This window comes from Citrobacter telavivensis, assembly GCF_041807075.1.
GTDB lineage: Bacteria > Pseudomonadota > Gammaproteobacteria > Enterobacterales > Enterobacteriaceae > Citrobacter_A > Citrobacter_A telavivensis.
Genome location: NZ_JBGUBF010000002.1, coordinates 548149 through 573637, shown reverse-complemented (window position 1 = coordinate 573637; position 25489 = coordinate 548149). Strand labels below are relative to the sequence as shown.

Genomic DNA, 25489 nt, shown 5'->3' with positions numbered 1-25489 from the left:
AAACGAGCACCGCTGCCCTGACGCAAATTTTGCACATTATTTAAACTGAAATGCCTTGTTTTTGTTCATTTTCATCCCGAAACCGTGATCAAGGTGAAAAAAGGGTTGCATGAAAATGCGAGCAGAGTATAGTGCGCATCCACGGACGCGGGGTGGAGCAGCCTGGTAGCTCGTCGGGCTCATAACCCGAAGGTCGTCGGTTCAAATCCGGCCCCCGCAACCAATTAAAATTTGATGCAGTAAAGCTTTTGCATAGTCGTTCGAATCACAGGAAAGCCAAGGCTCATGTGGTTAGAAATGCGCAGCAGAAAGACGGACGCGGGGTGGAGCAGCCTGGTAGCTCGTCGGGCTCATAACCCGAAGGTCGTCGGTTCAAATCCGGCCCCCGCAACCAATCAAATTTGATGCAGTAAAGCTTCTGCATAGTCGTTCGAATCACAGGAAAGCCAACGCTTATGTGGTTTGAAATGCACAGCAGAAAGACGGACGCGGGGTGGAGCAGCCTGGTAGCTCGTCGGGCTCATAACCCGAAGGTCGTCGGTTCAAATCCGGCCCCCGCAACCAACATCAAACACCTTAACGGGTGTTTTTTTGTTTCTGCGGTCCAGAAAAAAAGCGCTTTTCAGCGCTTTTTATTATCCTCTTCTCGCCAGCGTCGCCCCATCGGCGAAGTACGCTTTGATCCCTGCCAGAATCGACTCCGCCACTTCCTGCTGGAAGGTTGCCGTTTTCAGCTTCCGTTCTTCTTCGATATTACTGATAAACGCCGTTTCGACGAGAATCGATGGGATATCCGGCGCTTTCAGCACCGCAAACCCGGCCTGTTCCACCTGATTTTTATGCAGATTGTTAATCCTGCCGAGCTTGTTGAGCACCGCTTTACCAAATTTCAGGCTATCGGCAATGGTCAGCGATTGCACCATATCGAACATGGTGTGGTCGACATAGCGGTCGCCGCTTTTACTTACGCCACCGATCAAATCCGAGGCGTTCTGCGTCTGCGCCAGATATTTCGCCGCCGTACTGGTTGCCCCTTTGGTCGACAGCGCAAACACGGATGAACCGCTGGGTTGTCGACTGGTGAAGGCGTCCGCATGAATCGAGACAAAGAGATCCGCACGCTGCTTCTGGGCTTTCGCCACGCGCACCTTCAGCGGAATGAAGATATCTTCATTACGCGTCATGTAGACCTTCATGTTGCCTTCTTTCTCGATCAAAGCCCGCAGTCGCCGGGCAATCTGCAACACCACGTCTTTCTCACGCGTGTTGTACTTACCAATGGCGCCAGAATCTTCACCGCCATGCCCCGGATCGAGCATGATCACAATCGGGCGATCGCGACCGGCTTTACCTGGCTGCGGGCCACTTTGCGCGGGGGGAACCTGCTTATCGAGATCGCCTTTGTTGTAATCTTCCAGCAGCGCCAGCAGCGGATCCTGCATATCCTGCGCATTGGCCGGATAGAGATCCATCACCAGACGTTCTTTAAAGCCTGCCACCGGTGCCAGTGCAAACAGCTGCGGCTTCACATCTTGCTTCAGTTCAAACACCATACGTACGGTCTGTGGATCGAACTGCCCCACGCGAGCCGACTTGATATAAGGATCGTCGGGGCGAATTTGCGCCGCCATACCTTTCAGCACGGAATTCAGGTTCACACCTTCAATATCCACCACCACGCGCTCAGGATTGCTCAGCGCAAACTGCTTGTACTTCAGCTGTTGATTCGATTCCACCGTCACACGGGTGTAACTGGATGCTGGCCAAATACGAACCGCAACGACCTGACTGACCGCAGCCAGACCGACCTGACTGACGCTCAATAGCCACATGGCGCCCGCCCCTTGCAGTAAACGACGGCGGCTGATAGGTGGATTGGATCCTGACATGCTTCTCCCGAGCAAAATAAAACGTAATGGTGATGAGATACTAAACGTCTAAATTGACCGGAAACTTTAACGAATGACGCATAATCTGTCATCTATAAAAGGGTAAACATTGTTATTGTATTCACGGTATTACTGAGAAAAAACTTTGTCAGGGTCAAAATTTGCACTTGCGCGCGGCGGAAAAACAGAATAAAAATACACTAATTACGAATAATCATGCAATGAGGATATGCCGTGGTGAAGGAACGTAGAACCGAACTGGTACAGGGATTCCGCCATTCTGTTCCCTATATCAATACCCATCGGGGAAAAACGTTTGTCATTATGCTCGGCGGCGAAGCCATTGAGCATGAAAACTTTTCCAGCATCGTCAATGACATTGGGCTTCTACACAGCCTCGGCATTCGCCTGGTGGTGGTCTATGGCGCGCGTCCGCAAATCGACGCCAACCTCGTCACCCACCACCATGAACCGATGTATCACAAAAATACCCGCGTCACTGACGCCAAAACGCTGGAGCTGGTTAAGCAGGCAGCGGGCACTTTGCAACTGGATATCACCGCTCGTCTGTCGATGAGCCTGAACAATACGCCACTGCAGGGCGCGCATATCAACGTGGTCAGCGGCAACTTTATCATTGCGCAGCCGCTGGGCGTTGATGATGGTGTGGATTACTGCCACAGCGGGCGTATCCGTCGTATCGATGAAGAGGCGATCCATCGTCAACTGGACAGCGGTGCCATTGTGCTGATGGGTCCCGTCGCGGTGTCTGTCACCGGCGAAAGCTTTAACCTGACGTCGGAAGAGATCGCCACGCAGTTGGCTATCAAGCTGAAAGCCGAAAAGATGATCGGCTTTTGCTCCTCGCAGGGGGTGACCAATGATGATGGCGATATCGTCTCTGAATTGTTCCCAAATGAAGCACAGGCGCGCGTAGAAGCACAGGAAGAAAAAGGCGATTACAACTCGGGTACCGTACGCTTCCTGCGTGGCGCGGTAAAAGCCTGCCGGAGCGGGGTCCGTCGCTGTCACCTGATCAGCTATCAGGAAGATGGCGCGCTGTTGCAGGAACTGTTCTCGCGCGACGGTATCGGGACGCAAATTGTGATGGAGAGCGCCGAGCAGATCCGCCGCGCCACCATTAACGATATCGGTGGGATCCTGGAGCTGATCCGCCCGCTGGAGCAGCAGGGTATTCTGGTGCGTCGTTCGCGCGAACAGCTGGAGATGGAGATCGACAAATTCACCATTATTCAGCGCGATAACATGACCATCGCCTGTGCCGCGCTGTATCCCTTCCCGGAAGAGAAGATTGGTGAAATGGCCTGCGTGGCTGTCCATCCTGACTACCGCAGTTCTTCAAGAGGAGAAGTGTTGCTGGAGCGAATCGCCGCCCAGGCGAAGCTGATTGGTTTGAGCAAGCTGTTCGTCCTGACGACCCGCAGTATTCACTGGTTCCAGGAGCGCGGCTTCACGCCCGTGGATATTGACCTGCTGCCAGAAAGCAAGAAAGAGATGTACAACTATCAGCGGAAATCCAAAGTGCTGATGGCCGATCTGGGTTAGCGGTTATTGAATGGCCGGATGGCGGCGTAAACGTCTTATCCGGCCAATCGTCATGAACTCAGCGTAGGCCGGATAAGCGCAAGCGCCATCCGGCAACCTGTCATTTAAACAACGTCGACAGCCCGCTGCGACGTTCGGTACGGGTCGCAACCGCACTGCCAAGAATGCGTTCATCAGCATACAGCGACAGGCGGCGACGTGCGCGGGTGACAGCGGTATACACTAACTCCCTTGTTACCACCGGCGTACGCTGCGTGGGTAACACCAGCGCGGCATGATCGAACTCTGAGCCCTGCGATTTGTGCACCGTCATCGCCCAGGTGGTTTCATGCTCCGGCAGACGACTGGGCTGTACAGATTTAATACTGCCATCCGGCATCGCAAACCAGACCCGTAATCCTTGCCCACGATCGAGCGCCACGCCGATATCGCCGTTAAACAATCCCAGCGCGCTGTCGTTACGGGCAATCATTACGGGTCGCCCTTCATACCAGCGGGAATGGGGAAGACGATGAATTTTACGCTTTTGCTGCATAGCCAGTTCGATGCGTTCATTCAGTCCGCTCACGCCAAACGGCCCTTCACGCAGCGCACACAGCAGCTGGAATTCATTGAATGCCTGAATGATTAACGACGGCTCCGCGCGCGCCTGAAGCAACGTCAGGTAGTGTCCGTAACCTGTCAGCGCGTCTTCAAGCATGGCGGTATAATCTTCACTGCTCTCCAGCGTCCGTTTATCGATATCGCTGAAGCCCTGCTGGAAAACGCCGTTTATCGCGGCCTTATCGCCACGGTTGATCGCCGCAGCCAGTTGTCCGATGCCGGAATCACGACCAAAACGATAGCTTTTTTGCAGCAGGCAGAGACTGTCCCGCAGCGTGGAGGCCTCGTTGCCCACGCCTGCCGGAACGGGCATCCCCGTCAGGCGAGCCAGCTGCTGCGCCCGTTCTGGGGTATAGCCCGCATTCACCCAGGCGCAGATATCGCCCAGCACCGCCCCCGCCTCAACCGAGGCGAGCTGGTCGCGATCGCCGAGGAAAATGACGCGCCCGTGCGGTGGCAATGCATCTATCAGTCGCGACATCATCGGCAGGTCGATCATCGACGCCTCATCCACCACCAGCACATCCAGATGCAACGGATTGCCTGCGTGATGACGTAAGCGCTGGCTGCCAGGCTGAGCGCCCAACAGTCGGTGTAAGGTGCTGGCATCATCCGGGATGCGTTTCTTTTGTTCATCCGTCAGCGGCAACTGGCGCAGCGCCTTGCCTAAGGACTCAGTCAGACGCGCGGCGGCTTTGCCCGTCGGTGCCGCCAGGCGAATACGGCAACGCTCGCCTTCCGCCATCTGGATCAGCGCCGCCAGCAGTTTCGCCACGGTCGTTGTTTTCCCCGTACCCGGCCCGCCGGAAATCACCGAAATGCGGCGGGTCAGCGCCACCGCAGCGGCAACTTTTTGCCAGTTGATTTCGTTTGTTGTCGGGAACAGCGCTTCCAGCGTTTGCGTCAGTAAGGCTTCATCTACCGCAATGGGTCGATTCACCTCGCTAAAGAAACGGGCGACCGTGCGTTCGTTGCGCCACATCCGGTTCAGATACAGCCGATCGCCGTGGAGGATCATCGGCGATGGCCGCTCTCCACGACTGACGGCGTCCGATGCGAGCAGACATTCCGCCCAGTCAGTCGGTTCACCTGTCTCACTCAGGCAGGCTGCCAGCAGAGGAGGCAGGTCAGCCCCCATCGTCAGTCGGGCGAGCGGTAAACAAACGTGCCCTTCTCCGGCATCCCGGCTGAGTAACGCCGCTGCCAGCGTGACGGCAGGTTCATGTTCGCCGGTCACCGCCAGCGCGAATTGCGCATCCAGAGGGCGCAGTTGCTTCTGCTCGACGGCCTCAAGCAATCGCTTTTGTAGCGTCACGATGCGTCCTCCAGTGCCACACCGGCAAACATCTCGTCCATCCGGGCAATCAGCTCCTCAGACGGGCGGGTGGTGTAAATCCCCTGCTGCGGCTGTTCGCTGTCCACACCGCGCAGGAACAGATAAATCACGCCGCCAAAATGGCGCTCGTAGTCGTAATCCGCAATGCGATGGCGCAAATATCGGTGCAGCGCGAGGGTATAGAGCTGATACTGCAAATCATAGCGATGCGCCTGCATTGCCGTCGCCATCGCCTGTGGGGTGTAAGCCGAGCTGTTTTCACCCAGCCAGTTCGATTTGTAATCCAGCAGGTAATAGCGCCCGTTGTGACGAAACACCAGATCGATAAAGCCCTTGAGCATCCCGCGAACCTGGGCGAACTCCAGCGGCGGGCAGCCCGCCGAAAGCGGGTCAAACTGACGGATCAGCGCATCCAGCCTCTCCGCGATAAGCGGTTGGCTAATGGGCAGATAAAACTCCATCTCGACCTGTTTTTCACGCGCAGACAGTTGGCTCAGGCTGATGCCGGTCTCATTAAGCGGCGCATGGAGAATGGCCGTCACCCACGCGGTAATCACCGGCCCCCAACCGGCGTCATAACCGCCAAGGGCCAGTTTGTCCTGCACCCAGGCAGCCTCTACCGGTTGGGTAAAATCGAGATCTTCAAACAGGCTGTGTAAAAACGTCCCCGGCGACGCACCGCGCGGAAACTGGTGCGGCGTCAGTTCAGGTTCCTCAACCACCTCACCGACGCCTGTCGCATCGATGTCCAGTCGCGGCATGAGATCCTGCGCAATACCATGACCGCGCTGTTGCAGGCCAGAATAACTGGTCACCCGCCAACTGTCGCCAGGCGTTCGTTGTACTCGTCGGGCATTCAGCGACGCCCCGCTCGCCGCAGTGACGGGCAACGGCTCCATGCTGACCGCTTCCGGGACACGACAGATGATGTTCTCATCGCAGACCGCCTCTATCGCCGCGCGTAGCCCGGCGGCATCCATCGGTTCGCCCTTTTGCAGCAGACGCCCCAGCGCGCTCTGATGCACATCGGTATCGCCCTTTTTATCGCCCCGACGACGCACCAGAGGGGCGACGCCCAGACTACAGTGCCAGACTGAACGGGTCAGCGCCACGTACAGTAAACGCAGATCTTCCGCCAACCGTTCGGCTTCTGCCAGCGCCACGCTTTCGTCCGCTTCGCTCAGATCCAGTACCGCTTCAAACGAGTTGCGATCGTGATAAAACGCCTGATCCTGAATGCGGAAATGGGTGATAAACGGCAGCCAGACCAGAGGATACTCCAACCCTTTTGACTTATGGATAGTGACGATTTGCACCAGATGGTTATCGCTTTCCAGGCGCATTTGCTGGCTGGAGGCGTTGCTGTCAGGCTCAAGAATATGCTGCGAAAGCCAGCGTACCAGTGCATGTTCGCTTTCCAGTTGCGATGCCGCCTCCTGCAACAGCTCGCTAATGTGCAAAATATCGGTCAGGCGACGTTCGCCCCCCGCCGTCGCCAGCAGGTTTTCCGCAATCTTTCGCGTCGACATCAGCGCGCGCAGCATCGGCATCACGCCCCGTTTCTGCCAGATCTGGCGGTAGCCGACAAACTCTTCGACCACCTGATCCCAGGCATTCTCATTGTCGTTGAGCATGTCAATGTCGCGCGCGTTCAACCCCATCATGGAGGTTGCCAGTGCGCTACGCAGCGTATTTTCCTTTTCCGGTGCCATCACCGCCTGTAAAACCCAGAGCATCTCCTGCGCTTCCAGCGTTTCAAACACGCTGTCGCGGTTGGAAAGATACACGGAAGGGATCGCCAGATGCGTCAGGGCATCGCGTACCAGCGCCGCTTCCTGACGGCTACGTACCAGCACGCTAATATCCGCCGCACTCACCGGACGCGCATCCTTGCCGTTGAAAAGTATCGCCTCACCGCTCAACCCGGCCTTCAGCCAGTCGCGGATCTGCGCGGCGCACACCTGCGCCATATAGCTTTGATAATCCCCTACTCCGCAGCTTTCCCCTTCCATCAGCCACATCGTCATCGCGGGCTGAGTTTCGCCATGAAATTCAAAACGCAGCGACTGATTTTTATCGGCGTATTTCACCGGCTGAAACGGGATCTCGCGGAACATAAAGGCATCGTCCATCAGGCTGAACAGCCTGTTGACGCTGTTCACCATGCCCGGCGCGGAACGCCAGTTGGTGTCGAGGGTATAGTGCGCGCTGACCTCACCGCGGGCCTTCATATAGGTAAAAATATCCGCGCCGCGAAACGCATAAATCGCCTGCTTCGGGTCGCCTATCAGCAACAGCGCGGTGTCCGGCTGATGCTGCCAGATGCGACGGAAAATGCGGTATTGTTGCGGATCGGTATCCTGGAACTCATCGATCATCGCCACCGGGAAGCGGGCTCGAATCGCCGCTGCCAGCGCATCGCCGCTTTCACTGCGCAGCGCACCATCCAGTCGACTGAGCATATCGTCAAATCCCAGCTCACCCCGGCGACGTTTTTCTTTCGCCACCGTCTCACGGATCTCCGCCAGCGCACGGGTGATCAGCAGATCTCTGAGGGTCAAAGGTTCTGACAGCAGTTCATCTATCGCGACAAACAGCGGATGCTGCGGCACAGCGCCGCCTTCTTTGGTGCGATCCTCAAGAAAACGCTGCGAGAATTTCTCCAGTGCCTCTGGCAACTGGTAGCTTTGCGTCCCGGACTGAGCCCAGACGCTGATCTTCTCGATCCATTTACCCTGGTTGCCACGATTAAATTTACGCCGGTCGATGTCTGAGGCTTCCATCAATCCCTCAAGCTCACCCACCGCGTCACACCACTGTTGTTTAAGCGCGTTGATTCGCTGCACGATCTGTTGATGACGGGACGCCAGCGTTTCATCATCCGGCGGTGGCGCTTTGATGACCGGCGCTTCCCCTTGCAGGTAGCGGTTAATATCTGCCAGCAGCGCCTGCGGTCCTTTCCACGTTTCAAACACTACCTGGGCAATGTCACGTGATAAGGGGTAACAGTGTCGACGCCAGAAATCCGCGCAGGCCTGGTAGCGCAGCAGAGATTCATCTTCGATCAACTGTTGCTCAAACAACATGCCGGATTCGAAGGCATTCAGACTCAGCATGCGCTGACAAAAACCGTGGATGGTGAACACCGCCGCCTCATCCATCTGTCTCTCGGCGAGCAGCAGCCACTGAGCCGCCTGTTTTTTATCGTCGATCTCGTCCAACAGACGGGCATAAAGGGGATTGTCGGTCGATTCGCGCAGACAGGCTATCCGCAGCTCATGAATATTACTGCGGATGCGACCACGCAACTCGTCGGTGGCGGCCTCGGTAAAGGTCACCACCAGCAGTTCTTCAACGGTCAGGGGACGGGGAAAGGCAGTGGAACCACCAAGTCCGAGGAGCAGACGCAGATAGAGCGCCGCGATAGTAAAGGTTTTGCCGGTGCCCGCAGAGGCTTCAATCAGGCGCTCGCCCGTGAGGGGCAAGCGCAGGGGATCAAGGGACTCGGCGACATCATTCATTCTGTTCTCTCACCAGGGGCAAAGTTTGCTGCAACGCGCTGACGTTGTCCCACACTTTCCAGCCTTCCGGGTGCACATAGTGTGGCTTCCCGTTTTGACCACCGGAAATCTGCGACAGTACCGCCATGCCTTGCGGCTCTACCACCGCCTGATGGAAGAAATCAGCAAGTTTTTGCGGCGTCAGCTGTTTTATCTGAGCCACAATTTTATCACGTGAATCGAATCGCATATTACCGCGATCGAAATCTTTGCTTAATTTCGATGCCTCTTCGCCCAGCGTTTGCGGTGCCTGCAACATCTGCGCGACGATAGCCTGCTTAATCTGGGCAAACTCTTCCGGTTTCATCGCCCGCAGCTTCTCCTCCGCCGTGGGGAAAAACGCCTTGTAGCGCTCCCAAAGATATGACGGCTGTTTATCGCTGCTTTGCAGCAGGAAGCCCATCCCCCACTGGCGTCCGACGCTCATCGGGAAGGCGAACACCGCATATCCTAACTGCTCTTCCGTACGCAGTTGATTGTAGAACCACGGCTGAACAATCTGGCCCAGCATGGCGCTGTAGGCCGCGCTGGCATACTCATCATAGCCGGTGGGAACAAATACCGCCGCCAGTGCAGAGTCGGTGCTGCTGCCCGCTTTTTCAAAAATGATCGACTGCTTCTTATCCACCAGCACATCTTTGTTGCGGCACCATTCGGAACCGTTCGCGCCAAGCTGTTTCTGGATATCCCGCGCCATCGTTGTGACCTGCGCTTCGCTCATGTTGCCAATTGCCAGGAATTCCGGACGGGCACCCGATTTTAACGCTTCACGGTAGGCCATCACCTCTTTCAGGGTGATCGACGGCAGCAGCGCGCGCCGCTCATCGCGCGAGAAATAGGGCACCTGAGAGATCATCTGCACCGGCATAATCGCCTGCTCGTAAGCTTTCCCTTTCTCGGCGGAATCCATCATCTGGCTATACCAGGATTTCGCCTGCTCAAGCTGCTCTTCGGTTGCGGTGTAGCTGAAGTAGCCTTCAAGCAATGCCTGGAAAAGCTGCGGTAGACGCTGTGTGTAGCCGTCAGCGTTGAGCATTAAGCCATTGTTGGCGTTGGTTGAAAAACCGATGCCACCCACTGCCGCTTGATTACTTAACTGGTCGAGCGCAATCCCCGCCAGATAGTCGTTCAGCGCAAACATGACCTGGTTTTTGGCGCTGTCCATCGCCTGCGGATTACGCAGAATGACGCTCACGTCCGCCTTTGGTTCGCTGGCAAAATGTTGGCTCGAGGTGTACACCACGCGCAGATCAGGCTTATCCACGATCAGCGCCGGACGGTCATATTTCTTTTCCGGTTTAATCAGCGTGAAATCGTCAGGAATATAGGGGTTCAGTTCCGGCAGAGACAGCGCAATACCCTGCGCTTTTTTCTGCCAGTCGCTGAAGGTCTGCTTGCTGATTTTATTGACCTGATAAGGGGCATCAACAAAGTAAGCGGTTTTGTTGTGCGGTTCTTTCGGGCTGATGTACCAGATACGCGCATTTTGCGGCGTCATCATCTCCAGACGCGCCTGAATCGCTTTCGCATCGTACCGATCGGCGATGTTCACCGCATCCAGCGTATGCGCCACCGGCACGCGGATCATGGTATCCGCCAGCCATTCGACGTAGTCCATATCACGGGTGATCGACGGATAACGGAAGTCGAGATCAAGCACATGCGACAGCTCGTCAAAGTAGCGTTTATCCACGCCCTTATCACGTAACAGATTGAGATAGCTGAAAATAGCCGCGACAACCTCTTCGCGATTCGCCAGGCCTTTATCGGTCAGCGTGGCGGAAATGGCTAACACACCGCTGTTGCCGTTGACCACCGGATCGGAATCCGCGCGAATACCTTCCACCAGCCCTTGTTTTTGCAGCCAGTCAGAAAGCGTACCCGGACTACGGTTGCCAATCAGATAAGTGATCAGCTCGTCGGTTTTACTGCGAAACTGCGCGCTGTTGTTGTCAATTCGGAACTCAACGCGCAGCACTTTACGCGGCAGCGCAGGAACGTAATGGATAATGACACCCTTCTGCGCATCGGTGACAACCGGAACGGTAATTTCCGGCTTTTCGATATTCTTGTTTGGCACCCGCCCAAAGGTCTCTGCAGCAATCTTTGCCAGGTCCGGCAAAGGCTTATTGCTGTAGATAACCGCTTTCATCAGATTGGCGGAGTAATACTTGCTGTGAAAATCGCGCAATGCCTGCTGCACCGGGTTACCCGGTTTGTCTTTTAAGGTTTCCAGATTACCACCGGAAAAACGTGAACCTGGATGCGCCGGGTTGATGGTTTCCGCACTCACCTGCGCCATCCGCATACCGTCACGGGTGCGCGCCATCGTCAGCTCTGCGTTTACCGCATTGCGCTCACGATCGGCATATTTTTTATCCAGCAGCGGTTCGGCAATGGCATCGGCCAGACGATCAACAGCACCGGTAAGCGCGTCGTTCTCCACTTCCAGGTAGAACGCGGTACGGTACGGAGCGGTACTGGCATTGTGGCTGCCGCCGTGCAATTTCAGGTATTCCGCCAGGCTGTCGGCCTGTGGGTACTTTTTCGATCCCATCAGACACATGTGCTCAAGATAATGTGCCAGTCCCTGATGCGCATCGGGATCTTCCAGCGACCCCACGGGTACCACCAGCGCAGAAAGCGATTTCACCGCTTGCGGGTCGGATACCAGTAATACCACCATGCCATTATCCAGACGAATGGCCTGATACTGGCGGGTATCTTTGTCGCTTTTACGGATGGTTTCCGCAATGGGCTGCCAACCGGTGTCTGCCTGACTTAAGGGCGCCCAAAAGGCGACCAACAACAGTAACGCTTTGAACCAGGTGCTGCGGGGCATTCAAGAACCTCATCATTAACTTTCTTTCTGCGCAAAGACATGTTGGATGCTTCTCTGAGCAGGGCAACGCATCATAAAGGAAGCATCAAAATTGCGCAATTTTTATACAATCATCACGACTGATTAAATCTGAAAAGCGGAAGCAGGTAACGTTGTGACTGCAAAATAATGGCCTCCAGGGTCTCGGAGTCCAGTTGCCGCCACAGGCGCTGATACCAGATATCCTCGCCTTCGCCACGCACGACCATGTTGCCTTCGTAAGCCTGCATAAACTTCACGCGGGCTTTTTGTCGCGTATCATCGTCATCTAACATGGCATCATTTGCCGCGTCATAACAGGTTTTTATCCACGCGCCGCCGCTTTCCGGAAGCACCAGCAGCGGTGCGGACATTCCTTCGCGATATCCGTCAATCAGTTGCGCCAGGTAACCCAATGCCTGCTCTTTTTCCAGCGGTGGGAAACGCCACTCTCCGTCTTTTCGCAAAAACAGCCGGCTTTCACCTTTTCCCCCGCAGGCACAATAGACAAGGTGTTCGAGCCAAAGTTGCACGCCTTGTGAAATGCTGATTAACGAAGGCCGCCAGCGCAGCAGCCCATCTTCCTGCACCTGCGGTAGCCACCCGGTCAACTGTACGCCGTTACAGTGCAGATCGACCTCCAGACTTTGGCTCGGCTGACGGCAGGCCACGATCCTGTCCGCCAGCGTCTGCATTTCCTGATGCTGAACTTCCCAGAGGATCTCGCCATAAGCCCCATACGGCAGATCCCCCGCCGCGCGGAAGCGACGGAACAGACGTTCGGCATCCTCCTGTTCGACCAGTGCATTCAGTAACTGCTGGTTGAGCTGATAGCGGGTTAGTCCTTCCAGGGTAAATGGTTCGGTATCCGGGATTTCACTCTCTTCGGAGCGGAAATTGACCTGCAAGCGCTGCTGAAAAAACGCCCGTACTGGATGCGCCCAGAAACGTTGCAGCGTTTCCAGACTCAGCATCTCTGGCATGTCAAAGGCCAACGGCTGCACAAAATCGCTATGGGCCTCTCCACAACGGCTTGCCGCAGGCAACCACTCGCTGGCGTAGCTCTGCTGCTCGCCGGGCAGGAAATTTTGCGCATCGAACGGCATACGGGTATGCAGTCGGGTGATATGCGCTTTGACCCGTTTCTCGCTCTCATCGCTGGTCAATGCTTCGTCACCCGGCAAATAGTGGCTTTGTCCGATGTAATCGAGCAGTTCCTGAACCAGCACGGAAGGGAAGCGTTCGCTGTTATCCTGGATCGAGCGCCCGATGTAGCTGATGTAAAGCGACTGCTGGGCAGAAATTAAGGCCTCAAGGAACAGATAACGGTCGTCATCACGACGACTGCGATCCCCACGCATCGGTTTCTGGTTCATGAGATCAAAGCCGAGCGGCGCAAGCTGGCGCGGATAGACACCGTCGTTCATTCCCAGCAGGCAGACGACTTTGAAGGGAATAGAACGCATCGGCATCAGAGTACAGATGTTCACCGGCCCGGCTAAAAAACGCTGGCTAATCCGCTCCTGATCCAACCGCTGCGCCAGCTCATCGCGCAGCAGTGACAGGGGGACCGCGTCGTCATATTCAGCCTTCAATCCTTCGGCGATCATCGCCTGCCACTGTTGCTCGATAAGCGTCATGGCCGCCTCGGTTTCAGTGTCCGGCAGGAAGAAGTCGTTGAGCATCTCACGACACACCGGCAGCCACTCTTCCAGCGGACGCTCCTGTGCCAAACTACGACGCCAGAGATTAAGCTGCATCAGTAATGACGCCAGATGCCCCACCAGCTCGGCGATCAGCCCGCTGGACTCATCATAAGGCAGAACGGACTGCCACTCGCCCAGCGCACTTTCCATGGCATAGCCCAATAGCATACGCGTGAGGCCAAATTGCCACGTATGCTGTCCCGTTGCCGGAAGTTCCAGCTCCCGCACGTTGTCATCATCAATTCCCCAGCGAATGCCCGACTCATTGACCCACAGTCGCAAATAGCGCAGCCCTTCTTCGTTGATATTGAAGCGCGCCGCCAGCACCGGGACATCCAGCAGCGCCAGCACATCCTCAGAAATAAAGCGACTGTCAGGCAGTGACAGCAGGCTGATGAACGCCTGCAATACCGGATGCGACTGACGCGCCCGGCGGTCGGAAATGGCATAAGGCAGATAACGCTCTGCAGGGGCGCTGCCAAAGACCGCCTGAATAAACGGGCTATAACTGTCGATATTCGCCACCATCACGATGATGTCGCGCGGGGTGAGCGTTGGGTCCGCTTCCAGCATCGCCAGCAGACGATCGTGGAGGATTTCAACTTCACGCTGTGGGCTATGACAGACGTGAAAGGTGACGCTGGTGTCATCCGGGTCAAGGCGTCGCTTATTATCGCTGCGCGAATACTCTTCCAGGCTCACCCCCGCCACTGCACGGTTTTCCAGCTCAAGGATATCGGCCTGAATGTTATGCAGCAGGTTATCCGGGGTCACATCGACAAACGCATCAAGCTCCTGGCTGTTTTCCAGTTCTGAGAGCAGATAAATATAGTCGCGTCCCAGTTTCCCCCACGAGGCCAGCATCGGGTTACCGACATCCTGTTCACCATCGCCGTTAAACAAACTTTCGGCATTCGAATTGTCACGGAACAGGGGTAAATGCCGGTCTTCAAAACTATGTCGCCGCTGACGCGCCAGCAGCTTTGCCAGATACGCCGGGTCTTTTATATCGCCCCAGTAGTAGCGGCAGGGATTGGTGAAGAGCAGATGAATGTCGATATGTTTGCCGAGCGCCTGCAATGCCTGTAGGTACACGGGCGGCAACGCGGAGATCCCGCAGATAAACACACGGGAAGGGAGGCCTGGCGGGCAGGTATCGGCGTTTTCGAGAGTCTGGATAAACCGTTGATAGAGATTAGCACGATGCCAGCGCGGCTGACCCAGCGTATCGGTGTACTCCACCAACGCTTTCCACAGCGACGCCTGCCAGCATTGCGCCTCGCCTAACCCCTCGACTGTTCGCCCCGCTTCCCACTGCGTTAGCCATTCCGGTCGATACACCAGGTACTGATCGAAAAGATCCGCCGCGCGCGACGACAGCTGAAACAGCTTACGCTTGTCGGTATCGTCCGTCAGATAGTGGCGTAAAAGCGCAAAGTCGTCATGATCCAGCAGTCGCGGGAGCAGCGTCATCAACTTCCAGCTCATGCTTTGTTTGTTGAAGGCGCTCTCTTTGGGGATCTCCGGCAGTACGCGGACGAACATATCCCAGATAAAGCTTGCCGGGAGCGGGAATTCTATGTTGGCGGCAATACCAAATTTCTGCGAAAGGGTCATCTGTAACCACTGCGCCATCCCGGTACTCTGCACCAGGATCATTTCTGGCTCAAAGGGATCGTCCAGCCGTTCGCGCTCGACGATGAACTCCATCAATGCTTCCAGCACATCCAGACGGTTTGAGTGGTAGACCCTTAACATAGAGACTCCTGGCAACTAACGGTTTGGGCAGTGCAGGCGCGTCATTTTCCCCTGCCTGCCCTGAGGTGAAGATAGCGTAACGCTGATGCTGACACATCCCGCCTGCGTTGTCTGCATCCGGTTAACCTGCCAGTTAACAGGTGGCGAAAACGAATGCAGTTGCGTCTGCTGCCAGCCCTGCCGCCAGAGCTGAAGATACTGACCTCTGATGAAAAAACTGTTCATCAACGCGCGCTGATACCCGGAAAGCGCCGTCACCACCATCACCATGAGGACCATTGCCAGTATCACTTCCGGCAAGCTAAACCCACGCTGTCGGCTCAGGGGATCTGGCATAATGCGGCCTCCCGTAGCGGACAGAAATCGCTCCAGCCATGAGGAGAAAAAATAACGAATTCCTCCTTTTGTTCGCCTTCTCGCCATACGGACGTTCCCTGATAGTTGGCAATAAGCAAAGCGCGACTGTCAGCGAGTCTGCGCAGGCAAACAGCAACATTGTCCTCTCCATAGTACCGACACGGTTTATCGGAGTTTACTGACCATTGCTGCATCCTGCCCCACTCCATGGCTGACTGCACGACAGCCTGGCGCTGCAAAGCCTGACTTTCTATCACCACCCGCGAAGCAAAACTGCTCTGCTGCTGATTAACGCCCTGCAACAGGAGGCTACCGAGGACCAACAGCATCAGAACCAGCGCCAGAGAGGAAACGCCCCGCTCGCGATTCATAAATTAAAGCCGCTGACGCTGTAGCGCGCGTCAACCACGGTTTGCGGATCTGCCCGACTACTGCCGCGCAGATGTAAGGTCAGTTCGGGTGCAAAGCCCGCGATATCCTGGCGCGTGACCTCAAATGCCGTAATCTGCACAACATCAGGATCGGTCATTTTATCCCATCCTTTCCCGCCGCACGTTTTCGCGCCGCGCTGCGTCTCCAGCACGTTGTCATTCAGGCGAAATCCGGTTTGTTCAGCCTCCTTTACCGGCTCGTTTTCCCAGATACCATTCGCGTTTGCGTCCCACTGTACGATAATGCACTGGCCCGCCTCGGCAATGTTTACCCCTTCGCCACGACAACTACCGTGACAATATCCCGCGCGTTGAAGGTGCTTCGCGACGGTATACACCCGCTGCCACACGTCATCCTCCAGCGCGAGTTTGCGGGTCTGCTGCAAAATATCGCGCTGTAACGCCGGTAAAAACCGGGCAGCCCCCAACAACAGTACGCTACTGATTGCCATCGCAATCAGTACCTCAAGCAGAGAAAAACCACGCTCACTCACCGACAGCCCTGGGTATCGTCGCGTTCGCACAGGCGAATGCGTCCCCAGGGCGAAACCACCACTCGCCACTCTCCTGCCGTATTTTTCAGGCGAATATTCCCCGGCCACGCGGTATTGCGTTGACCATAAAACGCCAGCGAGGCGGTGATCCCGACGAGATCGACATCGCGCCAGAGCGGCACAAAAACGAGCGCAGAGCGCGGCGTACAGGTATTTCGTGAGGCTGTCGAACTGACAAGACACCATGACGCGTCCTCCCTGATGGCGGTAATGATGTGGTCGCGGTTATGCCAGTTGGCGTCCTCCCGTAGCTGCAGCAAGAAATCGCGCAGCTGACAGGCGGTCTGCCAGAGATGTTGCTGTTGCTGCCACTGCTGCCAGCCGTAGAGACCTGTTGCGCTCAGGCTGACAATAATAAGCATCGCGACCAGCGTTTCGATGAGCGTATAGCCCTGCTGTGTATTCATGGCGGCAGTATGACGCGTCGGGAAGTTAAAACGAGGCGAGAATTCAGGTTTTTCGGCGCGTTACGAGGGAAATTTCCTCTGTTGCAGCTGGTTGCAACATTTCAGGAATCCACGCCGAAAAACCAGCATCTGGATAAAAAAAACCGACGCACGGAGGCGTCGGCTATGACAGGATAAGGCCAGTTTAGATAGCAACCGGCGCTTTAATCCCCGGATGCGGGTCGTAACCTTCGATTTCAAAATCGTCGAAGCGGTAGTCGAAGAGAGAATCGGGTTTACGTTTGATCACTAGCTTCGGCAGCGCGCGCGGTTCGCGAGTCAGTTGCAGGTGCGTCTGCTCCATGTGGTTGCTGTACAGATGCGTGTCACCACCGGTCCAGACGAAATCGCCAACCTCCAGATCGCACTGTTGCGCCATCATGTGTACCAGCAGCGCGTAGCTGGCGATGTTAAACGGCAGGCCGAGGAACACGTCGCAGGAGCGCTGATACAGTTGGCAGGAGAGCTTGCCGTTCGCGACATAGAACTGGAAAAACGCGTGGCACGGCGCCAGCGCCATTTTGTCCAGTTCACCGACGTTCCACGCCGAAACGATAATACGGCGCGAATCGGGATCATTTTTCAACTGGTTCAGCACGGTCGTGATCTGGTCAATGTGGCGACCATCCGGCGTCGGCCAGGCACGCCACTGTTTGCCGTACACCGGGCCCAGATTGCCGTTTTCATCCGCCCATTCGTCCCAGATGGTGACGTTATTTTCGTGCAGATAGGCCACGTTGGTGTCACCTTGCAGGAACCACAGCAGTTCATGGATGATGGAGCGCAGGTGGCAACGTTTTGTCGTCACCAGCGGGAATCCGTCCTGCAGGTTAAAACGCATCTGATGACCAAAAATGGAAAGCGTTCCGGTTCCGGTGCGGTCGTTTTTCTGTGTGCCTTCATCCAGCACTTTTTGCATCAGTTCTAAATACTGTTTCATGGTTCCTCAGGAAACGTGTTGCTGTGGACGACGGCGATAGGCCCACACCATCATGACAACACCAGCGACAATCATCGGAATCGAGAGGATCTGTCCCATGCTGATGTACTGTACCCATTCGCCGGTGAACTGCTGATCCGGCTGACGGAAGAATTCAACGATGATACGAAACGCGCCGTAGCCAATCAAAAACAGCCCGGAGACGGACCCCATCGGACGCGGTTTACGAATAAACAGGTTAAGAATGATAAACAGCACTACCCCCTCCAGCGCCATCTCATAGAGTTGAGACGCGTGGCGCGGCAAGGAGCCGTAGGTATCGAAAATGGATTGCCATTGCGGGTTGGTTTGCAGCAGCAGAATATCTTCGGTGCGTGACCCAGGGAACAGCATGGAGTAAGAGAAATTCGGGTCGACACGGCCCCACAGTTCGCCGTTGATAAAGTTGCCCAGACGCCCGGCACCCAGGCCAAATGGGATCAGCGGAGCAATGAAATCAGAGACCTGGAAGAAACTGCGCTTCGTGCGTTTGGCGAAAATAATCATCACCAGAATCACGCCAATCAGGCCACCGTGGAAGGACATGCCCCCGTCCCAGACGCGGAACAGGTAGAGCGGATTATCCAGGAACAGCGGGAAGTTATAGAACAGTACGTAGCCAATACGCCCACCGAGGAAGACCCCGAGGAAACCTGCATAGAGTAAGTTTTCGACTTCATTCTTCGTCCAGCCACTGCCAGGGCGATTGGCACGACGCGTCGCCAGCCACATCGCGAAAATGAAGCCCACCAGATACATTAAGCCGTACCAACGAAGTGCAACGGGCCCAATTGAGAAAATGACCGGATCGAATTCCGGAAAATGCAGATAGCTACTGGTCATCTGTCACCACAAGTTCTTGTTATTCCGCTGAAAAGACTCAGCGAGCGATATGCGCACCCACTGCTTACAGGCGCTCCAAAGGAGCGAATGATAGCATAAGGGGGTTAACGAGGCTGCGCAGAAGATGTAAAAGATCTGTATAGCGCTTTTACATCCCTCCACGGATCAGACCACCCATCCCGCGACGCTCCATAAACGCCGCCACCTGATGGCGCACTTCCGTTGCCAGTTGCGCCTCAAGGCTACGCTGGGCAAGCGTTTTTGCCTCTTCGTAATCAATGCGGCGCAGCAGGTATTTCACGCGCGCCACGGAGCGACCGTTCATTGAGAGATGGCGGAAACCCAGCCCAATCAGGATGGTCACGCACATCGGATCGCCCGCCATTTCGCCACACACGCGCAGGTCGATATCGCTGCGCTCGGCTTCCTGCGCAATCATCGACAGCGCACGTAACATCCCCGGATGCAGGCTGTCGTAGATGCTGGCGACGCGCGTATTGTTGCGATCCACTGCCAGCACGTACTGAGTCAGATCGTTCGTGCCGACGGAGATAAAATCGATACGACTTGCCAGATTCGGCAGCATAAAGACCATCGACGGCACTTCGAGCATGATGCCGATACGCGGTTTCGGGATCGCGTAACCGATCATCTCTTCCACTTCACGCCCGGCACGTTCAATCAGGCGGCGCGCTTCATCCACCTCATCAATACTGGTTACCATCGGCAGCAGAATACTCAGGTTGCCTGTCGCCGCATTGGCGCGCAGCATGGCGCGGACCTGGACAAGGAAGATCTCTGGCTGGTCGAGCGTAATGCGGATCCCTCGCCAACCCAGGCAGGGATTCTCCTCGCTGATCGGCATGTACGGCAACTGTTTGTCCGCGCCAACGTCCAGCGTTCGTAGCGTCACTGGCTTGTCGTTAAACATCTGCAACATACCCTGATACTGCGCCACTTGCTCCTCTTCAGAAGGAAAACCGCTTTGCAGCATAAAGGGAATTTCGGTGCGATACAGGCCAATACCGTCGATACGACTGCCCAGCTTTTCTTCATGCTCCGGGCTGAGCCCCGCGTTCAGCATGACCTTGACCCGCTCGCCGCTTTTCAGCTGTGCAGGTAAATTGACGTCATCTTCCGCCAGACGGCTAAGCTCGTTTTCTTCACTGATAAGCCGCTGATATTCCTGGATCAATACCGGTTCAGGATCGACCAGCAACTCACCGCGATAGCCATCCACCACCAGCGTACGCCGGTGCAGTACAGACGGCTGGATATCAGCCCCCATCACGGTGGGAATGCCCAACGCACGCACCATAATGGCAGCATGGGAGTTGGCCGCCCCGTCGCGAACCACAACACCCGCCAGTCGGTCCTGCGGCAGTTCCGCCAGCGTCGTGGCAGAGAGTTCGTCAGCCACCAGCACGAAGCGTTCTGGCCAGGCATTTGGCCCTTGTACGGAATCATCAAGATGAAACAGCAGTCGCTGACCCAGCGCACGCAGATCGCCCGCACGCTCTTTGAGGTAGTTGTCGCTCAGCGCGGCAAACTGTTCGGCAAACTTTTCGATGATCGTTTTGACCGCCCACTCTGCCACCGAACCGTTATCGACTTCGGTAAACAGTTCGCGTCGCAGTCGGGCGTCGGAGAGCAGGTGCGAATAGAGATCGAATATCGCAGCGGTCTCTTTCTGCGCGCCTGCGGCAAACCGCTTGCTGTAACGGCGAAACTCATTTGCCGCCTCTTCCAGCGCACCGGTCAGGCGCTCACGCTCCAGAGCAGGATCCAGCGTCGAGGCCTGATACACCTGCTCCATCAGCGGCAGCGTCGCGTCCTGCCAGCCTTCTGCGATCGCCACGCCCGGTGCCGCCGGTAACGCACGAATACGCGTCTGGCGATACTGGCCGAACAGGGCGGTAAGCTGAGATTGTGACAGGATCGCCGCCATCTGCGTGGCGAGCGTCACGAGGAAAGATTCTTCGCTTTCGTCATACTGGCGCAGTTCACGCTGCTGTACAACGAGGACGCCCAGCAGTTGACGACGCTGAATGATCGGCACCCCGAGGAAGGCACGGAAGCGCTCTTCTTTTACCGAGGGGATATATTTAAAACTGGGATGTTTTTGCGCATCGGCAAGGTTGATAGGTTCCGCCAGCCTGCCAACCAGGCCGACGATACCTTCATCAAACGCGAGTGCGACAGTGCGACCGCGCGGTTTTTTAAGCCCCCGCGTCGCCATGAGGTAATAACAACGCCGGTCATGATCGGCCAGATAAACCGAGCAGACCTCTGTATCCATCGCAAGACAGATGTCAGTAACCAGAATATTCAGCGCTTCATTAAGACGCGGAGCACTGGCCACCTTTTCGACTATTTCGCGCAGGCGGGTGAGCATAATTTGCGTGGCTTAACCTCTTTTACGTCGATAAGCAGGTGTACTTTGCGGCTTCGGCGTCGTTTCCTGAAGCGCCATCACAACACTTGCGAACTCTTTCATCACCCTGCGGTAGACATCGCGTTTAAATGAAACCACTTGCCGGACCGGGTACCAGTAACTTACCCAACGCCAGCCGTCGAACTCAGGAGTGCTGCTGGTTTGCATATTGATTTCCGCGTCCCCGCTCATCAACTGCAAAAGAAACCACTTTTGTTTCTGGCCGATACATACCGGCTTTGTATCCCAACGCACCAAACGTTTTGGTAACTTGTAACGCAACCAGTTGCGAGTAGAGGCAAGGATTCGCACATCTTTACGGCTTAACCCTACTTCTTCAAACAGTTCCCGGTACATCGCCTGTTCTGCTGATTCTCCTGGGTTTATCCCACCCTGTGGGAACTGCCAGGAGTGCTGACCAAACCGCCGGGCCCACATCACCTGCCCCTGACGATTACAAATTACGATACCTACATTTGGGCGGTAGCCATCGTCATCAATCACCGGACTACCTCAATATAAACCTTATATGAGAATGATTGTTTCACACTCCTGACAGACGGTAAACCACTGAGTTAAGACGGTGTGCATCTAATAACAATTGAATAACTCACAGTTAAAGACAAAGTTATAAACAGACACTCACCCATATGGGCGATTTTATTCACCTTTTCTGTGGATAGAGTTGTGAAGAAGTACGGAATTACTCCGGGAAAAACCGGTACAGTTTGAATAAACTGCCGACAGGGTGAAAAAAATCTTTTCTTATATTCATGAGGTTACTTGGTCATCCCACCTGTTATCAGGCAAAAAAGTGACAAGTATCACACTGACGATCCTCAGGCTGATGAAAGATCGAACAGCGCCGACTTTATCCACAGATTGTGCCAATAAGTTAAACACAAATTGTGTAAAAATTCGATTTTCGTCGCACGTCAAGGCTGTAAATGGAAACAGTAGTCGGGGTTTTTCACAGTTATCCCATCTTTCTGTGGATAACATGGTGTAAGATCCTGTTTATTTTCAGTGACCAGAAATGGAAAACCCATTCTGGTGTTGCGCAACACGTGATGCCGTAAACTAAAAATCAATATAAATCATGGCATTGGATATCGCATGTGGAAAACGATAAACTTCTTTTCCACGGTATAAAATCATTGTTTATTTTTTCACCTAAGGTATGACGCCATGTCCGGACTCCATCCTTTACGCTTTCCGCCGGAATCTGAAGCCCTTCTGCTCCAGCAGGCGCAGCAGCTTTCGGGCTATTCGTTAGGCGAACTGGCTGCGCTGGCGGGCATTGTTGCGCCGAAAGATCTCAAGCGGGACAAAGGCTGGATCGGCGTGTTGCTGGAACTCTGGCTGGGCGCCAGCGCCGGAAGTAAGCCTGAGCAGGATTTCGCCGCACTCGGCGTTGAGTTGAAAACCATTCCTGTGGACAGCCTTGGGCGCCCGCTCGAAACCACCTTTGTCTGCGTCGCGCCGCTGACGGGAAACAGTGGCGTAACGTGGGAAACCAGCCACGTGCGGCACAAACTGAAGCGAGTGCTGTGGATCCCGGTGGAAGGCGAGCGCAGCATTCCCCTCGCACAACGGCGGGTGGGTTCGCCGGTGCTGTGGAGTCCCGATGAAGAAGAAGACCGTCAGTTGCGTCTGGACTGGGAAGAGTTAATGGACATGATTGTGCTCGGTCAGGTTGAACGCATTACCGCCCGGCATGGCGAATTTTTACAACTGAGACCAAAGGCGGCAAACGCCAAAGCGCTCACCGAGGCCATCGGCGCCCAGGGCGAGCCAATACTGACGTTGCCGCGTGGTTTTTATCTGAAAAAGAACTTCACACGCGCCCTGCTGGAACGCCACTTTTTGTTACAGCAGCGTTAGACTTTCGCCTGGTGCCCCGGAAGCATATAATTAGCGCTTCTTTTTTTTGGCAGGACTTTGTTCAATGTTATTTGCATGGATAACCGATCCTAACGCCTGGCTTGCGCTCGGTACGCTGACGCTGCTGGAGATCGTGCTTGGGATCGATAATATTATTTTCCTCTCTCTGGTGGTTGCAAAACTCCCGACTGCGCAACGCGCACATGCCCGACGTCTGGGTCTTGCGGCGGCGATGATCATGCGTCTGGCGCTGCTGGCCTCCATCGCTTGGGTGACCCGGCTGACCAATCCGCTGTTTGACGTGTTTGGTGAGGCCATTTCCGCCCGCGACCTGATCCTTCTGCTCGGCGGATTGTTCCTGATCTGGAAAGCGAGTAAGGAGATCCACGAATCCATTGAAGGTGAAGAAGAAGGGATGAACATGCGCGTCACCTCCTTCCTGGGAGCAATCGTGCAAATCATGCTGCTCGACATCATCTTCAGCCTGGACTCGGTGATCACGGCGGTCGGTTTGTCCGATCATCTGTTCATTATGATGGCGGCGGTGGTGATTGCCGTTGGCGTAATGATGTTTGCAGCACGTCCTATTGGCGAGTTTGTCGACCGACACCCGTCCGTGAAGATGCTGGCGCTGTCGTTCCTGATTCTGGTGGGCTTCACCCTGATTCTGGAAAGTTTCGATGTTCACGTGCCGAAGGGTTACATCTATTTCGCCATGTTCTTCTCGATTGCGGTCGAGAGCCTGAACCTGTTGCGAAACAAAAAAAACCCGTTGTAATTGCCTTTTTCGCTCCCGGTGGGGAGCGAAATTCTTTCCTTTTCCCCTCTCAGTTTAAGATTTTCCTGCTTTTCCTGCCCATAACGTCAGGTTATTACTAGACTATTATCAGACGCAGGCCACGTGAGGATAAATGGATGAAAAAATGGGCAGTGATAATTTCCGCAGTTGGACTGGCTTTTGCTGTTTCCGGCTGTAGTAGCGACTATGTGATGGCGACCAAAGATGGTCGGATGATCCTGACCGACGGGAAACCCGAGATTGACGATGATACCGGTCTGGTGAGCTACCACGACCAGCAGGGCAACGCCATGCAAATTAACCGTGACGAGGTTTCTCAGATCATTGAACGTTGAGGGTTGAGGTCAGCCACGCTGCTGGCCTTAACAATTTTTCTTCCCTTTTTCCCTTCCCTCAGCCATTTTTATAATCCTTATGTCGTGATTATAAAAAGGAAACGGCTATGCAATATCACCGTATACCCCACAGCTCGCTTGAAGTTAGTACACTGGGGCTGGGCACAATGACGTTTGGTGAACAAAATAGCGAAGCCGACGCACATGCACAGCTCAACTATGCCGTCGCCAACGGCATTAACCTGATCGACGTGGCCGAAATGTACCCGGTCCCGCCGCGCCCGGAAACCCAGGGGCTCACCGAAACTTACGTCGGAAACTGGCTGGCCAAACATGGCAACCGTGAAAAACTGATTGTCGCCTCCAAGGTCAGCGGCCCGTCGCGTAATAACGACAACAGCATTCGTCCGAACCAGGCACTGGATCGTAAGAACATCCGCGAAGCGCTGCACGACAGCCTGAAGCGTCTGCAAACCGATTATCTGGATCTCTACCAGGTTCACTGGCCGCAGCGCCCGACCAACTGTTTTGGCAAGCTCGGTTACAGCTGGACCGATGCCGCGCCGGTGGTGTCGCTGCTGGATACGCTGGATGCGCTGGCCGAGTTTCAGCGCGCGGGTAAGATTCGCTACATCGGCGTCTCAAATGAAACGGCCTTTGGCGTGATGCGCTATCTGCACCTGGCGGATAAACATGACCTGCCGCGCATTGTCACCATCCAGAACCCTTACAGTCTGGTCAACCGCAGTTTTGAAGTGGGACTGGCGGAAGTGAGCCAGTACGAAGGCGTCGAACTGCTGGCCTATTCCTGTCTGGGATTTGGCACGCTGACCGGTAAATACCTGAACGGCGCGAAACCGGCCGGGGCGCGCAATACGCTGTTTAGTCGTTTTACCCGCTACAGCGGCGAGCAGACGCAAAAAGCCGTGGCCGCGTATGTGGAGATAGCCAGACGCCATAACCTCAGTCCGGCGCAGATGGCGCTGGCATTCGTTCGTCGTCAGCCGTTTGTTGCCAGTACGCTGCTTGGCGCCACCACCATGGAACAACTGAAAACCAACGTTGAGAGCTTACATCTGGAGTTAAGCGAAGAGGTGTTGGCAGAGATTGAAGCGGTGCATCAGGTTTACACCTATCCTGCACCGTAAC

General features: G+C 55.3%; 18 protein-coding genes and 3 tRNA genes. 8 read left to right on the top strand and 13 right to left on the bottom strand.

Annotation, left to right across the window (positions count from 1 at the left end):
* Nucleotides 1-146: 146 nt before the first annotated feature.
* The 3 genes from ACERJC_RS13770 (at nucleotide 147) to ACERJC_RS13760 (ending at nucleotide 564) form a co-directional block, all read left to right on the top strand.
* A tRNA-Met gene (locus ACERJC_RS13770) sits at nucleotides 147-223 on the top strand.
* A 94-nt stretch (nucleotides 224-317) separates the two neighbouring features.
* Nucleotides 318-394: transfer RNA gene (locus ACERJC_RS13765), tRNA-Met, on the top strand.
* A 93-nt stretch (nucleotides 395-487) separates the two neighbouring features.
* Nucleotides 488-564, top strand: a tRNA-Met gene (locus ACERJC_RS13760).
* 71 nt (nucleotides 565-635) lie between these two features.
* Here the strand turns inward: ACERJC_RS13760 and amiC are convergent.
* A complete protein-coding gene (gene amiC, locus ACERJC_RS13755) occupies nucleotides 636-1889 on the bottom strand; it encodes an N-acetylmuramoyl-L-alanine amidase AmiC (protein ID WP_152402381.1) in 1254 nt (417 codons plus the stop codon).
* A 234-nt stretch (nucleotides 1890-2123) separates the two neighbouring features.
* Here amiC and argA point away from each other — a divergent pair, with 234 nt between their 5' ends.
* Complete coding sequence (gene argA, locus ACERJC_RS13750) at nucleotides 2124-3455, top strand: amino-acid N-acetyltransferase (RefSeq protein ID WP_373671895.1); 1332 nt, start codon at nucleotides 2124-2126, stop codon at nucleotides 3453-3455.
* Between the two features lie 100 nt (nucleotides 3456-3555).
* On the opposite strand, the gene recD is transcribed toward argA, so the two are convergent.
* From recD to rppH, 12 genes are all read right to left on the bottom strand, one after another.
* Nucleotides 3556-5373: an exodeoxyribonuclease V subunit alpha gene (gene recD / locus ACERJC_RS13745; protein ID WP_373671894.1), complete on the bottom strand. Its 1818-nt coding sequence runs from the start codon at nucleotides 5371-5373 to the stop codon at nucleotides 3556-3558.
* Entirely contained in the window at nucleotides 5370-8915 is a 3546-nt protein-coding gene (gene recB / locus ACERJC_RS13740; RefSeq protein WP_373671893.1) for an exodeoxyribonuclease V subunit beta, read from the bottom strand. The genes recD and recB overlap by 4 nt, the downstream gene beginning before the upstream one ends.
* Nucleotides 8908-11796 carry a pitrilysin gene (gene ptrA, locus ACERJC_RS13735; RefSeq protein WP_373671892.1) on the bottom strand — a complete coding sequence of 963 codons (2889 nt, stop codon included), beginning with the start codon at nucleotides 11794-11796 and terminating at the stop codon, nucleotides 8908-8910. Before ptrA ends, recB begins: the two co-directional genes overlap by 8 nt.
* A 113-nt stretch (nucleotides 11797-11909) precedes the next feature.
* Nucleotides 11910-15278, bottom strand: a complete 3369-nt coding sequence (gene recC, locus ACERJC_RS13730; RefSeq protein WP_373671891.1) for an exodeoxyribonuclease V subunit gamma — start codon at nucleotides 15276-15278, stop codon at nucleotides 11910-11912.
* Between the two features lie 15 nt (nucleotides 15279-15293).
* Complete coding sequence (locus ACERJC_RS13725) at nucleotides 15294-15614, bottom strand: prepilin-type N-terminal cleavage/methylation domain-containing protein (RefSeq protein WP_178828128.1); 321 nt, start codon at nucleotides 15612-15614, stop codon at nucleotides 15294-15296.
* Entirely contained in the window at nucleotides 15599-16006 is a 408-nt protein-coding gene (locus ACERJC_RS13720; protein WP_373671890.1) for a DUF2509 family protein, read from the bottom strand. The genes ACERJC_RS13725 and ACERJC_RS13720 overlap by 16 nt, the downstream gene beginning before the upstream one ends.
* Entirely contained in the window at nucleotides 16003-16566 is a 564-nt protein-coding gene (locus ACERJC_RS13715; RefSeq protein WP_373671970.1) for a prepilin peptidase-dependent protein, read from the bottom strand. Before ACERJC_RS13715 ends, ACERJC_RS13720 begins: the two co-directional genes overlap by 4 nt.
* Entirely contained in the window at nucleotides 16557-17027 is a 471-nt protein-coding gene (locus tag ACERJC_RS13710; protein ID WP_286632207.1) for a prepilin peptidase-dependent protein, read from the bottom strand. Before ACERJC_RS13710 ends, ACERJC_RS13715 begins: the two co-directional genes overlap by 10 nt.
* A 184-nt stretch (nucleotides 17028-17211) precedes the next feature.
* Nucleotides 17212-18006, bottom strand: a complete 795-nt coding sequence (gene thyA, locus ACERJC_RS13705; protein WP_152402364.1) for a thymidylate synthase — start codon at nucleotides 18004-18006, stop codon at nucleotides 17212-17214.
* Between the two features lie 6 nt (nucleotides 18007-18012).
* On the bottom strand, nucleotides 18013-18888 hold the full coding sequence (gene lgt / locus ACERJC_RS13700; protein WP_371895344.1) for a prolipoprotein diacylglyceryl transferase: 876 nt from the start codon (nucleotides 18886-18888) through the stop codon (nucleotides 18013-18015).
* Nucleotides 18889-19036: 148 nt separating this feature from the next.
* A complete protein-coding gene (gene ptsP, locus ACERJC_RS13695) occupies nucleotides 19037-21283 on the bottom strand; it encodes a phosphoenolpyruvate--protein phosphotransferase (RefSeq protein WP_152402360.1) in 2247 nt (748 codons plus the stop codon).
* A 12-nt stretch (nucleotides 21284-21295) separates the two neighbouring features.
* Entirely contained in the window at nucleotides 21296-21826 is a 531-nt protein-coding gene (rppH, locus tag ACERJC_RS13690; RefSeq protein WP_152402358.1) for an RNA pyrophosphohydrolase, read from the bottom strand.
* A 684-nt stretch (nucleotides 21827-22510) separates the two neighbouring features.
* Here rppH and mutH point away from each other — a divergent pair.
* The 4 genes from mutH to ACERJC_RS13670 all read left to right on the top strand — a co-directional run bounded on the left by mutH (nucleotide 22511) and on the right by ACERJC_RS13670 (nucleotide 25488).
* Nucleotides 22511-23206, top strand: a complete 696-nt coding sequence (gene mutH, locus ACERJC_RS13685) for a DNA mismatch repair endonuclease MutH (RefSeq protein WP_046486629.1) — start codon at nucleotides 22511-22513, stop codon at nucleotides 23204-23206.
* A gap of 64 nt (nucleotides 23207-23270) precedes the next feature.
* Entirely contained in the window at nucleotides 23271-23984 is a 714-nt protein-coding gene (locus ACERJC_RS13680; protein WP_042322411.1) for a TerC family protein, read from the top strand.
* Between the two features lie 137 nt (nucleotides 23985-24121).
* A complete protein-coding gene (ygdR, locus tag ACERJC_RS13675; RefSeq protein WP_046486633.1) occupies nucleotides 24122-24340 on the top strand; it encodes a lipoprotein YgdR in 219 nt (72 codons plus the stop codon).
* Nucleotides 24341-24447: 107 nt separating this feature from the next.
* Entirely contained in the window at nucleotides 24448-25488 is a 1041-nt protein-coding gene (locus tag ACERJC_RS13670) for an NADP(H)-dependent aldo-keto reductase (protein ID WP_152402355.1), read from the top strand.
* Nucleotide 25489: the final 1 nt, after the last annotated feature.

Bases quoted from the DNA above. Each gene is read 5' to 3' on its own strand.
- amiC (WP_152402381.1), bottom strand. From the start codon at position 1,889: ATGTCAGGATCCAATCCACCTATCAGCCGCCGTCGTTTACTGCAAGGG.
- recB (WP_373671893.1), bottom strand. From the start codon at position 8,915: ATGAATGATGTCGCCGAGTCCCTTGATCCCCTGCGCTTGCCCCTCACG.
- ptrA (WP_373671892.1), bottom strand. From the start codon at position 11,796: ATGCCCCGCAGCACCTGGTTCAAAGCGTTACTGTTGTTGGTCGCCTTT.
- recC (WP_373671891.1), bottom strand. From the start codon at position 15,278: ATGTTAAGGGTCTACCACTCAAACCGTCTGGATGTGCTGGAAGCATTG.
- ACERJC_RS13725 (WP_178828128.1), bottom strand. From the start codon at position 15,614: ATGCCAGATCCCCTGAGCCGACAGCGTGGGTTTAGCTTGCCGGAAGTG.
- ACERJC_RS13720 (WP_373671890.1), bottom strand. From the start codon at position 16,006: ATGAATCGCGAGCGGGGCGTTTCCTCTCTGGCGCTGGTTCTGATGCTG.
- ACERJC_RS13710 (WP_286632207.1), bottom strand. From the start codon at position 17,027: ATGAATACACAGCAGGGCTATACGCTCATCGAAACGCTGGTCGCGATG.
- thyA (WP_152402364.1), bottom strand. From the start codon at position 18,006: ATGAAACAGTATTTAGAACTGATGCAAAAAGTGCTGGATGAAGGCACA.
- lgt (WP_371895344.1), bottom strand. From the start codon at position 18,888: ATGACCAGTAGCTATCTGCATTTTCCGGAATTCGATCCGGTCATTTTC.
- ptsP (WP_152402360.1), bottom strand. From the start codon at position 21,283: ATGCTCACCCGCCTGCGCGAAATAGTCGAAAAGGTGGCCAGTGCTCCG.
- mutH (WP_046486629.1), top strand. From the start codon at position 22,511: ATGTCCGGACTCCATCCTTTACGCTTTCCGCCGGAATCTGAAGCCCTT.
- ACERJC_RS13680 (WP_042322411.1), top strand. From the start codon at position 23,271: ATGTTATTTGCATGGATAACCGATCCTAACGCCTGGCTTGCGCTCGGT.
- ygdR (WP_046486633.1), top strand. From the start codon at position 24,122: ATGAAAAAATGGGCAGTGATAATTTCCGCAGTTGGACTGGCTTTTGCT.
- ACERJC_RS13670 (WP_152402355.1), top strand. From the start codon at position 24,448: ATGCAATATCACCGTATACCCCACAGCTCGCTTGAAGTTAGTACACTG.